Genomic DNA, 13,115 nt, shown 5'->3' on the forward strand with positions numbered 1-13,115 from the left:
TTCGGGCCGCTGTTGGAACCAGTTCCGGAATGTCCGGCGTGGTCGGACCCGGTGCAATTGGGGGATGCAATGATCAGATCCGAACTGCTGCAGGCACTCGCCAAGGAAAATCCCGAACTGCGTGCCGAGGACGTGGAAAGCGCGCTCGACACCTTCTTCAACGAGATCGGCCAGCGCCTCGCCGATGGCGGTCGCGTGGAACTGCGCGGTTTCGGCGCCTTCTCGACGCGCCACCGTGACAGCCGCGTAGGCCGCAACCCGCGCACCGGCGAAAGCGTGGAGGTCCCCGAAAAGCGCGTGCCCTACTTCAAGCCGGGCAAGGAAATGCGCGCCCGCCTCAACGTCACCTGACCAGGCGGGCCGCGCCGGGGCCCGGAGCTTCGCGCGCGCCTGCAAGTTCCCCGTTGCCGCCAGCCCCGCGATCTGCCAGATCGCTGCCCACGCCTGTGCGGGCGTGGCGGAATGGTAGACGCCGGGGACTTAAAATCCCCTGATCCTTGATCGTGCGGGTTCGAGTCCCGCCGCCCGCACCATACGCCTGTCCGGGACGGCCGAGCGCGGCCTGCCCGTGGAGCGCTCCTTGTCGATGCCTGCTTTCGATCCTCACGTTGCCCGGCCCTGATCGGCTGCTGCGCCCGCGCCATCTGGCCGCGCTGGCCCAGTGCCCGCGTCGTCTCTGGCTGGAGGTCCATCGCCCCGAGTTCGCGCGAGCCACGCCCCATTTCGAGAGCGCGCCCTTCGACATTCACGAACTGGCCCGGGACGACGAAAACGCAGGCATCCGCCTGGGACCTCACGAATGCCACGAAACGGCCCTGCGACGTACCCGCCAGATCCTCGCCGCCGGACACCCAGGTCCTATCTTCGAGGCCCGGTTCGTCCACGAAGGCCTCGTGGCCGATACAGACCTGCTCACCCGCGATCCCTTGGCGCCGGGGCGTTGGCGGCTTACCGCCGTCCACAGAGCCACCAAGCCCAAACCCCACCATGTCGCCAGGCTGGCGGCCCAGATGTGGACCCTCGAACAGAGTGGGCTAGCGATCTCGCGCGCCCAGATCCGCCATATCGCTTCCAACTTCGTTCTCGAAACGCCAGGGGAGTATCGCGGCCTCTTCACCGACACCGACGTCACCGCCTCCGCGCGCGCGCAGCAATCCGACATGGCGGATCTGCTCGGGCAAGCCCGCCGGGTCGTTTCGGGACCAGAACCGGACTGTCCGACCGGTCCGCATTGCCGCAAGCCAGCCCCCTGCCCCTTCGCCCCGCACTGCCAGGCGCTGGAGGGCGCGCCTGAATGGCCGGTCACGCTTCTGCCGGACGGAGGCGGACGCAAGTGGGCCCGCAAGGGCGTGTGCGACCTTCTCGAACTCGACGCAGCGACAATGGCCAAGCCGCGCGAGGCCCGCATCGTGGCGGCCACCCAGAGCGGCACCCCGTTCCATGACGCCCAGGGTGCGCGCCGCGCCATGGCGTCCTGGAGTTGGCCGCGCGCCTGGCTCGATTTCGAGACGATCGCCGCCTCGGTTCCGCTCTGGGCGGGCACCAAACCCTACCAGCAGGTGCCCTTCCAGTTCTCGCTCCACCTCGAGCAGGCCGATGGCACGATGGCCCACCATCAATACCTGTGCGTCGATGGCAACGACCCGCGGCCGGGCTGCGCGGAGGCACTGGCGCGCACGATCCCGCCCAACGCGACCATCATTGCCTACAACGCCGGTTTCGAACGCGCGATCTTGCGCGCGCTGGCACGCCAGGTCCCTGCCTTCGAAGCCCCCCTGATGGCGCGGGCCGAACGCACGGTCGACCTGCTCCCCGTCGCCCGCAACCACTGGTACCACCGCGACCAGCGTGGCTCCTGGTCGATCAAGGCGGTGCTGCCCACGATTGCGCCGCAGCTCGCCTACACGCAGCTTGCCGTTCAGGACGGCGCAATGGCTCAGGACAGCTTTCTGGAAGCCAGTTCGCCCGCCACCTCGCCCGAGCGCCGCCGCGCGCTGGAAGAGGCGCTGCGGGCCTATTGCACCCGCGACACTTGGGCGATGGTGGTCCTCGCCCGGCGACTTGCCGCCTCACAGGAAGGGCGCGCGAACGAATAGAGGCCGCCTCGGCCCGTGAAAGTTGGGACCATACCTGATCCCGCCCTGATCCCGGCGCATTGTCAGCGCCCGTACCATCGGTACAGTAGCTCGGGCATCGCCGCGCCGTTCCATCCGCACCGCGAGGCGCGCGCGTCCGAACACAGACAGGGGCACCGCCGATTTCATGACCACACAGCACGTCCTTCCGGCACGCTGCCATGCGTCCGCGCTTCCACATACACATACAAAAGCACGTGCATGGAGCTTCGCCGCCAGCCTGGCTGCCCTTGCGCTGGCACCCCTGCCCGCCGCGGCGCAGGACTATGACAACGAGGCCAGCCGCCTCCTCGCCAGCCCCAGGTTCGAAGCCGCCCAAAAATCGCTCGCCGCCGACTACGACACCATTGTCGCCGATCTCATCACCCTGACCGAGATCGAGGCGCCCCCGTTCAAGGAAGCCCGGCGCGCCGCGGCCTACGCGCAGATGCTGAAGGCGGCCGGACTCGAGAAGGTCCAGACCGATGCCCAAGGCAATGTCATGGGTCTGCGCAAGGGTTCGGGGGGCGGCCCGCTGATCGCGGTCGCCGCACACCTCGACACGGTCTTCCCCGAAGGCACCAATGTCACCGTTAAGCGCGAGGGCAACCGCCTGACAGCCCCCGGGATCGGCGATGACACCAGCAGCCTGCCGGTGCTCCTCGCCTTCATCCGCGCCATGGACAAGGCCGGGTACACGACCAGGGCCGACATCCTGTTCCTGGGCGATGTGGGCGAAGAGGGCCCGGGCAACCTTCGCGGCATGCGCCATCTCTTCAACGAAGGCCCCTACGCGGGCAAGATCGACGCCTTCATCTCCTTCGAGCCGGGCAAGGCCGGGCGCATCACCCATGGCGGCATCGGCTCCAAGCGCTACACGGTGACCTTCAAGGGCCCTGGTGGGCACAGCTATGGGGCTTTCGGACTGGTTAATCCTGCCTACGCAATGAGCGATGCGATCACCCAGTTCGCCAGGATGCAGGTCCCCGCCTCGCCGAAGACGACCTACAGCGTGGGGATCGTCGAGGGCGGCACCTCGGTCAATTCGATCCCCTTCGCGACTTCGATGACTGTCGACATGCGCTCGGAGAGCGCCGAGGAGCTGGCAAAAGAGGAAGCCGCCTTCCTCGCCATCCTGCCCGGCGCCGCCGCGCGCGAGAACGCCGCGCGCTCAACCGAGCAAGGCGAGATCACCTATGAGACCACGCTCATCGGCGACCGTCCGGTCGGCCTCACCCAGCGCACCGCGCCCATCGTCGAATATGCGCGCGCCACCAGCGAGGCGATGGGCTTTAAGGTCCGCTACGGCAGCAGTTCGACCGACAGCAACCTCCCGATGAGCCTGGGCATTCCGGCCGTTACGCTTGGCTCAGGCTTCACCACGCACCGCGCGCACTCGCTCGACGAGTACCTGGAACTCGACCGCGCGAGCGACCTTGCCAGCATGAGCGCCGGGCTCGCCACGCTGCTGCTCCTCGCCGAGGCCGACTAGATCCGAAGGAGGCGCGAGCGCCTGGCGCCACGACACATTTTAAAGGGGGGATTGATGAAACTGATCCGCACGCTGGCCCTGCTTACCGCGAGCACGGCCCTGACCACGACAGCTCTGCCTACGCCCGCCCTGGCCCAGGACCGGCCGACCTATCAGGACAGCGAATGGGCGGGCCTTGCCTACCGCGAGGTCGGCCCCTGGCGCGGTGGGCGCGTCACCACGGTGACGGGCGTCGAGGGCGCACCTCTGGTCTACTACATGGGCACGACCGGCGGCGGGGTCTGGAAGACCACCGACGGCGGGCACACCTGGAACAACGTGAGCGACGGGCAGATAAAGGTAGGCTCGATCGGCGCGGTCGCGGTGGCCGCGAGCAACCCCGACATCGTCTACGCGGGCACCGGCTCCTCCAAGATCCGCAGCAACGTCTCAATCGGGCGCGGCATCTACAAGTCCACCGACGCGGGCGAGACCTGGACGTTCATCGGCCTTCGTGACGTGGGCCAGATCGCGGCCGTCCGCATCAACCCGCAAGACCCCGACGAGGTCTTCGTCGCGGCCACGGGCAATCCGTTCACGGACAATCCGGAGCGCGGCGTCTACCGCACCCGCGACGGCGGCCAGAGCTGGACGAAGGTCCTGTTCCTCTCCGACGCGCTGGGCGCCGCCGACATCGAATTCAAGCCAGGCGATCCCAGCGTCCTCTACGCCACCATGTGGCACGGGCTCCGCAAGCCCTGGACCATCATCTCGGGCAGTCTGGACGGGGGCATCTTCAAGTCCACCGATGGCGGCGACACCTGGGCAAAGCTGGGCGGAGGCCTGCCCACCGGCCTGTTCGGGCGCGCCAACGTGGGGGTGAGCGCCGCCGACCCCTCCCGCCTCTACGCCCTGATCGAGGCCGACCCGGGCCACGGCCTCTACCGCTCGGACGACGAGGGTACGAGCTGGACTCGGGTGAACGATGAAAAGCGCCTGATTACCCGGCCCTTCTATTACACCACGCTGGGAGTCGACCCCAGCAACGCGGATATCGTCTACGTCGGCAACGAAGGCTGGTTCAAGTCGGTGGACGCAGGGCAGAGCTTTATCACCCGCCCCGTGCCCCACGGCGACAACCACGACGTCTGGATCAATCCGGCCGATCCCGCCAACATGATCCAGGCCAACGACGGCGGCGCGAACGTCTCCTTCGACGGCGGTGACCACTGGAGCACGCAGGCCAACCAGCCGACGGCCGAGCTCTACCAGGTCGCGGTCGACCACCAGTTCCCCTACCGCCTCTATGGCGCGCAGCAGGACAACACGACCGTCATCGTGCCCTCGCAGCCGCTGGGCCAGAACCGCCCCGACTACCTCATCGGCCCGGGCTGCGAGACCGGCCCGATCATCCCCAAAACCGACGATCCGAACGTGGTCTGGGGCGGCTGCAAAGGGCAGTTCTCCCGCCTCGACATGCGCACCAACGGCAACGAGCAACAGTTCTGGATCGGCAGCGAATCGCTCTACGGCAACGATCCCGACCAGCTGCGCTACCGTTTCCAGCGCGTCGCCCCGCTCGAGACCTCACCCACCGATCCCGACACCGTCTACTACGGCTCGCAGTACGTGCACCGTTCACGCAATGGGGGCGAAAGCTGGGAGGTCATCAGCCCCGACCTCACCGCCACGCCCGAGGGCACGCAGAAGGCCTCGGGCGGGCCGATCACCCGCGATGCCACGGGCGAAGAGGTCTACTCCACGCTCTACGCGATCCGCGAAAGCCGCGTGCAGCCGGGCGTCATCTGGGCCGGTTCGAACGACGGGCTGGTCTGGGTCACACGGGACGACGGCAAGACCTGGGCCAACGTCACGCCTGAGGGGCTGCCCGAAGGCGGACGCATCCAGAACATCGATCCGGGCAAGCACGCGGCGGGCACCGCCTACGTCGCGATCTACCGCTACCTGCTTGGCGACTTCGCGCCCTACCTCTACCGCACCGATGATTTCGGCCGGACCTGGACCAGGCTGACCGACGGGACCAACGGCATCGCCGCGGACGAGCCGACCCGCGTCATCCGCGAGGACCCGGAGCGCCCGGGCCTTCTCTACGCGGGCACCGAGTTCGGCCTCTATGTCTCGTTTGACCGGGGGGCCAACTGGCGGCCCTTCCAGCTCAACCTGCCGGCAACACCTATCACCGACCTGCGTCTAGCGCACGGCGACCTCGTGCTCTCGACGCAAGGGCGCGGCTTCTGGATCCTCGACAACCTTGGCGTCCTGCGCCAGCTGCCCCCCGCCGGAACCTCGGCCTCGTCCAGCCGCCTCTATCGGCCCGTCGAAGCGGTGCGCGTCAACGCCCGCGCCGACAAGGGGCCCGCCCCCGGCGAAGGCCCGAGCCATGTCCTGCCCGGGGCCGAGATCGACTACTACCTGGCCCCCGGCGCTTCAGGTCCACTTACCCTCACCGTGCTCGACGATCAGGGCAACTTGGTCCGCCGCTTCACCAGCGCCGGGGATAGCCCGAAGAAGGACGGGGCAGGCCATACCTCGGGCGGCTACCGCGCGCGCACCTCCGCCCATCCCGACGCGAACCCGGGCATGCACCGTTTCATCTGGGACCTGCGCACCACCGGCAAGCCCTTTGGCCTTGCCACTACGCCGGAGAGCCGCACGCTGCTCACCGACATGACGAAGACCGACCACTTCCCCCAAGGTCCGATGGCCGTGCCGGGCTCCTACAGCGTGCGCATCGAACAAGGCGGCTTTACCGCCACCCAGCCGCTCACCGTGGTTGAGGACCCGCGCATCGTCGCAAGCGGGGTCACCCAGGCCGACCTTGAAGCCCAGTTCGCGCACAACCGGAGCGTACTGGCGCTGGTCCACGACACCAGACTGGCGGCCTGGCGTCTGCGCCGGGCCCAGGCCACGGGCCGCGTGGCCGAAGCGACGCTCACCCCCATCGCGCAGCGCCTGCTGACCCCGCCGATCCGCTACAGCCAGCCCGGCCTCGAGACCCACGTGACCTACCTCTACCGGGAGACCACAGCGGCCGACCAACCGGTCGGGCGCGACGCCGTCGTGCGCCTTGCCGAATTGCGCCAGGCCCTGGGTGGGATCGTGCAGGACCTTGACGCCGCGCTGGGGCCGGTCACTCCAGCCGAACTCAACGCCTACCTTCAGGGCGCCCCCCCCGTCCCGGAGACCTGAAGCCGGCCATCCCGCCAAGGCATGCGCAAGACGCAGCGCATGGCCAAAGGACGTTCCGCACTTTGTTGACCCGGCCTCTCGTTCCCTCCGTACCGCTACGACGCGCATCCCGCGCGCTCGCTGCGGGATGCGCGCTTACCCTGGGCCTGCCGCAAGCTGCCCTAGCCCAAAGGCTTACCATCTCCGAGACCATCGTGGTCCAGGCCGACGAGAACCTCGGCCCGCTCGCCGCCTTCGAGACCCGCCATGACATATCGGCCGCACGGATCGCGGAACTCAATGCAACCACGCTCGACGAGCTCACCGCCAGCCTTCCGGCCGTGCAAATCCCGGTCAATTCGCGCGGCGAGGCCATCGCGGTGCTACGCAGTGCGAGCGAACGCCAGCTCTCCACCTTCTTCGAGGGGGCCAGTCTCAATATCCCCTGGGACAACCGGCTTGACCTTTCGCTGCTTCCAGCTGGCCTCGTGGGCCGCGTGCAGAGCGCGGCGGGCCCGCTGGCTCCGCACTACGGCGTCAACGCGCTGGGCGCGATCAGCTTCTGGGCTCGGAACCGTGACGGGGGCAGCCTTGCCCATGGCACCGGCAACCTGACGCGCGGCACCGTCGCCATACGCGCAGGGCCAGCGCTACTGGGCGGGGGCTATTCGGCGCGCGACGGGATCGCGCTCGCACGCGGAGCCAACCTGCCCCATGCGCAGGACGACCGCGACCTTCGCACCAACACCGACCGGCGCCTGGGCGATGTCTTTGCCCATTTCGAAACCGATCTTGCCGGCCAGGACCTGCGCGTGACCGCCTTCCACGTCTGGGGCGACAAGGGCATCGCACCGGAAGGCAACGTCACGGAGGGGGCGCGTCACTGGCGCTATAACGGCATCGCCCACACGGTCCTGACCGCCAACCTGCATTCCCCGCTCGGTCCGGCGACCACGCTCGACAGCACCGGCTGGGTCCAGCGTTTCGACCAGGACATCGTGGCCTATGCCGAGGCAAGCTACACCGCGCGCGACAGCCTCCAGGCCGACCGGGACCGGACCTGGGGCCTTCGTGAACTGCTGCAGCACAGCTTTGGTGCAGCCACGTTCGAGGGCTCGTTCAACTTCCTGCAGTCGACCCACCGCCAGCGCGATGCCGACTATGACGCCAATGTCCTGCCAGCGGGGCTAGGCCCCACCGCTCGCTACACCCAGCGCACCTGGAGCCTGGGGGGCGAGCTCGAATATGCCTTTGGCCGGGCGCTGCGCGCCGAGTTAGGCGTGGGCTACGACGTCGTCGAATACCGGCGCACGGGCGCGTTTCCCCGGATCCAAGACGTGGGCGCGTGGAGCGGACGCGCTGCGCTCCTGGCCGACGCAGGCGGGGGCTGGACACTGCGGGCCGCCCTTGGCCGCAAAACGCGCTCCGCCACGATGCGCGAACTGTTCGGGTCGGGCATCAACCGCTTCCTGGCCAACGAGGACCTGCGCCCCGAGACCATCGTCAGCGCCGAACTGGGAGCGGAATGGACCGGCGGCGAGGGCTCATCCTTCTATCTTGTCCCCTTCCTCCAGGACCTTGACGACACCATCGACCAGCACCGGGTTGACGGCCTGCGCCAGCGCATCAACCTTCCAGGTTCACAGGTAAAGGGGCTCGAGGCCGGGGGCAACTGGCAGGCCAGCGAAGCTTTTGCCCTGAGCGGGAACCTGACCTGGACGCGCACCCGCCGCAAGGATCCCCCGCCAGGCCAGATCAACCGCCTTGCCGAACGGCCTGCCCTCCTCGCCACGATGACCGCGCGCTACACGGGTCCGGCAGGCATTGCCGGATGGCTGCGCGCGCGACACATCGGACGCGCTTGGTCCGCGGACGCGGACGGCACGCTCGTCCCGCTCGGCCGCGCCACCACGTTCGACCTGCAGGCCAGCTACACACTTCAGGGGCCTAGCCTGCCGCTGCGGCTCTTCGTCAACCTGGCCAATCTCACCGACGAAGTCGTCACCCCGCAACTCGGCCTTCCCGGGCCTGGACGCACATTGCTGGTCGGCTTCAAGGTGCTCTGACCCATCCTCGAGGTCCGGGGCAACAGATCCGGGCCTTGCCATTAACGCCCGCCGGACGCTCGAGATAGCCGTGCGACGATGGGATCTGGCGGCACGTCAGTTCTTGGCACAGACGGAAATTTTATTGCACTTTTATGGCAATTTTGTTCGCCACACTGCGCCTGCGAAAAATCCAGAGGACATTTCCCACATCAGTTGACAGACGCAATCGAACTCAGGAGAGGAATGATATCTGCTTTCCTGCAAATATTGCGTCGCACAATGCGCCCGTCTTACGTACGGACAAATTGTTGCAGTTTGTTTCTACACCTCCCGTGCCTTGTTGGATCAATTTCGCAAACGGATACATTTTTTATTTAAAACCAAAGCGTTGCATGATTGCAACGCCTCGCAAATATATTTCTTGAACATTTCCAAAAGCGTTGAACGTCCCTGCCCTGCCCGCCAACAGGCAGCGCTCACGGCTTTCGCGACCGCCGATCACGAAAGCCCTGCAACCGAGCCGGGATCCCCCAGCGCCCCCACGCTGCCCGGCTCCAAGGGACAAGGACAACTACGTGACAACCACTTTCCGGAAGGCCGCGCTGCGCGGCGCCACCAGCCTGACCGCTTTCGCACTGCTGTGCGGCACCGCCCAGGCTCAGGACGCCACCGCTCCGGCCCCGGCCGCCAGTGAAGGCGCCGACGATGTCATCATCGTCACCGGCTCGATCACCCGCAACCCGGCGGCCGCCACGGCCTCGCCGGTCGTCTCGATCACCTCGGACGATCTGGAAAAACGCGGCATCAAGACCGTCGCCGACACGCTGCAGACGCTGACGGCCAACAACGCGGGCACGATTCCCGCCAGCTGGTCGGGCAACGGCTTCACCACCGGCGCCACCGCCCCGTCGCTGCGCGGCTTCAACAACGCTTACACGCTGACGCTGTTCGACGGCATGCGCACCGCCTACTACCCGCTTGCGGACGACGGCCAGCGCAACATCGTCGACATCAACTCGATGCCCGGTTCGGTTGTCGACCGCGTCGACACGCTGCTTGACGGCGCCTCGGCGACTTACGGCTCGGACGCCATCGCGGGCGTGGTCAACGTCATCACCAAGCGCCAGATCCAGGGCCTGCACCTCGATGCCTCGATGGGCGTCTCGCAGCGCGGCGACGGTGACGAGCAGCGCATCAACGGCACCTACGGCTACGGCGATCTCGACGACCAGGGCTTCAACATCTACGCGAACTTCGAGTACCAGAAGAACGCCGGAATGGACCTCTCGGCCCGCAAGGGTCCGTGGAGCACGGCCGACCAGTCCTCGATCTGCGGCGGCCCGACCGACGGCTGCCTGACCAACAGCGTGCGCAACGGCATCCAGGCTGACGGCGGCTTCAACGGCATCCAGTCGACCATCGTTCCCTTCGTCCAGCCCTTCACGCAGGACGCCGACGGCAACTATGTCGCGCAGGGCGACTACCAGCTGCTCAACCCGGCTGCGGGCTGCGGCCGCCTGAACGCGGTCACGCTCACCCCCGAGCAGCAGGCCCAGGGCATCGCCGGCACTCCGTCGGTGGTCTGCCAGCAGGACCTCACCAACGACTACGAGGCCTACACCGCGCGCACCAAGCGTATCGGTGGCACGCTGCGCGGCACGGTGCGCCTGAACGACCTCACCGAGGCGTTCCTGATGTTCAACTACTACAACGTGACCACGGCAAACCGCATGGCCCCCTCGGGCTGGACGGGCCGCACGGCCGCAGGCGGCGACCGCGTCACGATCAGCCAGATCTACCTGCCCGCCTATGTCTGCGCGAACGGCGTGGGCACGCTCTCGGCCGACAACCAGCTGACCGGCACCGGCTGCGATGCCAGCAACGGCACGCTCAACCCGAACAACCCGTTTGCCGCGCAGGGCCAGTCGGCCCGCCTGCTCGGCATGCCCGACATGCCGCGCTACACCTACACCAACGCCAAGACCTACCGCATCTCGGGCGGCGTCGACGGCTCGTTCGGTGACGGTTGGGACTACATGATCGGCGCGACCGCTTCGGAAGTCACGCTGGACGTCACCAACACCGGCTACATCAACGCCCAGGGGCTGATGGACGCGGTGGCGCAGGGCACTTACAACTTCATGGATCCCTCGGCCAACTCCGCCGAAGCCATCCAGGGCGTGTTCCCCGACCAGCACAAGCGCGCGACCTCAAAGCTCGCGCAGGTCATGGCGACCCTCAGCAAGGACGTGTTCGAACTGCCCGGCGGCATGGTCAACGTCGCGATCCAGGGCCAGTACCGCTACGAGTCGATCAACAACCCGAGCTCGAACGCCCCCAACGACGTCAACCCGGCGGACCGCTACTACGGCATCAACGCCATCGGCGTGAAGGGCCACCGCGACGTGTGGTCGGCGGCCTACGAGATCTCGGTTCCGATCATGGACGAGTTCCGCGTGAAGGCCGACGGTTCGTATGACCACTACTCGACCGGCCAGGAAAACTTCGCGCCCAAGTTCGAGGCCGAATTCCAGCCGATCGACGAGCTCAAGCTGCGCGGCACGTTCACCAAGGGCTTCCGTGCCCCGAACCTCAACGAATCGTTCCAGCTGCCCTCGACCGGCTACATCAACGCCACGATCAACTGCAGCAACGCGGCCTTCGAGGACTTCTGCGCGGCCCACGCGAGCAACCCCGGCTACTACGAGGGCGGCTACAACCTGGGCATCACCTCGGCCGGCAACCCGGACCTGAAGTCCGAGAAGTCGACCTCGTACACCTTCGGCGCGGTGATCCAGCCGACCCGCAACATCACGCTGACGGTCGACTACTGGCGCACCAAGATCAAGAACCTGATCACCTCGGTGAACCCCACCGATGCGCTCTATGCCGCCTACTACGGCAACAACGGCCAGGTGGACATGCCGGGCATCACCGTGACGCAGGGGGCACCCGATCCGGAGAACCTCGGCGCGCTTCCGCTGATCGGCGAGGTCGGCAGCTCGTTCCAGAACGCGAACTCGATGCTCGGCAAGGGTATCGACTTCTCGGGCTCGGCCTACTTCGGGATCACCGACACGATCACCTGGCGCACCAACGCCACGGCCTCGTACCTGATCCGTCTGCAGCAGGACATCGACGGCACGATCAACCGCTTCGATGGCTCGCTGGGTGGCTGTAACTGGACCTCGTGCTCGGGCGCGCCGCGCTTCCGCGCCTCGTGGCAGAACACGCTGGACTTCGATGAGCAGACCAGCGTGACGCTCACCGCGTACTACACCAGCGGCTACTCGAGCACCGCGTCCGATGCCGGTGGCACCTACAAGGACTGCGAAGCCAGCGCCGCAGCCGGTCAGCTCGTGACCTACCCGGACAGCGGCCGTGCCGTGCAGTGCCATGGCCCCAGCACCTTCAACCTCGACGGCCACGCCGAGACGAAGATCGGCGACGGCAAGTTCACGCTCTACGCGGATGTCATGAACATCCTCGACGGCAAGCCGAAGTACGACCCCAACGCCGCCTACGGCATCTACAACTTCAACGCCGCATGGCAGGATCGTCTCTTCATGGGCCGCTACTTCCGCATCGGCGCGAAGGTGGACTTCTAAGGCAACTCACGTCTCGTCCGGCGGTCCGGTCCCTTGTTGATCGTCGGACAGGACGGCGCCCGTCGTCCGGTTCCCCGCTGCGGTTGCCTGAAACCCTGATCGCAGCGCATCCTCCCGCCGGATAGACCGGGCCCCGAGAAGGGGCGGCCTCCCCACGAGGCCGCCCCTTTTTCGTGCCTGCAGACCACGTGCATATCCATAGGCTGCCGCTTGCGATCCGCTAACCCTATCCGACCTAGATTGCCTCTCCAGGCCGCTTGATTGGCTGGCTAACCGAATGGCCGGAAGGAGATCGGATGGTCCGTGCCCTGTTCCCCGCAGCATCGCGGGATAGAACCGAGAGCCTTGTCGAGGCGGCGCCCGAAGCGCCCTGTTCGCCGTTCGGGCGGCGGGCGCCGCGCGAACATGTCGAGATGCTGGCGCGCTTTCGCCGCACCATTTCCAGCAGCACGGTCATGCTGAAGGATCTCACCCCCTATGGCGCCCGGATCGAGGGGGTGGAGGGGCTGGAACCCGATGAGGCGGTGCGTCTTGCCCTGCCCGGCCAGCGCCCGGCCCTTGCCTTCGTCGCCTGGTCCAACGCGCACTGCGCCGGGCTGGAGTTCGCCGAACCGCTCGACCTCTATGTCTACGGGGATCTCGTGCGCCGCTACGCGCTGCCCGGAGAGCGGGACTGACCCACCCG

7 protein-coding genes and 1 tRNA gene are annotated in these 13,115 nt (G+C 67.1%); all 8 read left to right on the top strand.

Annotated elements, in window-relative coordinates; genetic code table 11:
- The first annotated feature begins 69 nt into the window (after window positions 1-69).
- The 8 genes from LC060_RS17585 (at window position 70) to LC060_RS17620 (ending at window position 13,107) form a co-directional block, all read left to right on the top strand.
- Entirely contained in the window at window positions 70-351 is a 282-nt protein-coding gene (locus tag LC060_RS17585) for an integration host factor subunit beta (RefSeq protein WP_039390108.1), read from the top strand.
- A gap of 97 nt (window positions 352-448) precedes the next feature.
- A tRNA-Leu gene (locus tag LC060_RS17590) sits at window positions 449-533 on the top strand.
- 75 nt (window positions 534-608) lie between these two features.
- Entirely contained in the window at window positions 609-2,096 is a 1,488-nt protein-coding gene (locus tag LC060_RS17595) for a DUF2779 domain-containing protein (protein ID WP_226637908.1), read from the top strand.
- A gap of 166 nt (window positions 2,097-2,262) precedes the next feature.
- Window positions 2,263-3,606 (top strand): M20/M25/M40 family metallo-hydrolase, encoded by a 1,344-nt coding sequence (locus LC060_RS17600; RefSeq protein ID WP_226637909.1) that lies wholly within the window; start codon window positions 2,263-2,265, stop codon window positions 3,604-3,606.
- Window positions 3,607-3,660: 54 nt separating this feature from the next.
- Window positions 3,661-6,795, top strand: a complete 3,135-nt coding sequence (locus LC060_RS17605; protein ID WP_226637911.1) for a WD40/YVTN/BNR-like repeat-containing protein — start codon at window positions 3,661-3,663, stop codon at window positions 6,793-6,795.
- Between the two features lie 65 nt (window positions 6,796-6,860).
- Window positions 6,861-8,840 (top strand): TonB-dependent receptor, encoded by a 1,980-nt coding sequence (locus tag LC060_RS17610; protein ID WP_226637913.1) that lies wholly within the window; start codon window positions 6,861-6,863, stop codon window positions 8,838-8,840.
- A 557-nt stretch (window positions 8,841-9,397) separates the two neighbouring features.
- A complete protein-coding gene (locus LC060_RS17615; protein ID WP_226637914.1) occupies window positions 9,398-12,430 on the top strand; it encodes a TonB-dependent receptor plug domain-containing protein in 3,033 nt (1,010 codons plus the stop codon).
- 296 nt (window positions 12,431-12,726) lie between these two features.
- Complete coding sequence (locus tag LC060_RS17620; RefSeq protein ID WP_226637916.1) at window positions 12,727-13,107, top strand: hypothetical protein; 381 nt, start codon at window positions 12,727-12,729, stop codon at window positions 13,105-13,107.
- Window positions 13,108-13,115: the final 8 nt, after the last annotated feature.

This window comes from Novosphingobium profundi (genome assembly GCF_020524485.1).
Taxonomy (GTDB): domain Bacteria; phylum Pseudomonadota; class Alphaproteobacteria; order Sphingomonadales; family Sphingomonadaceae; genus Novosphingobium; species Novosphingobium profundi_A.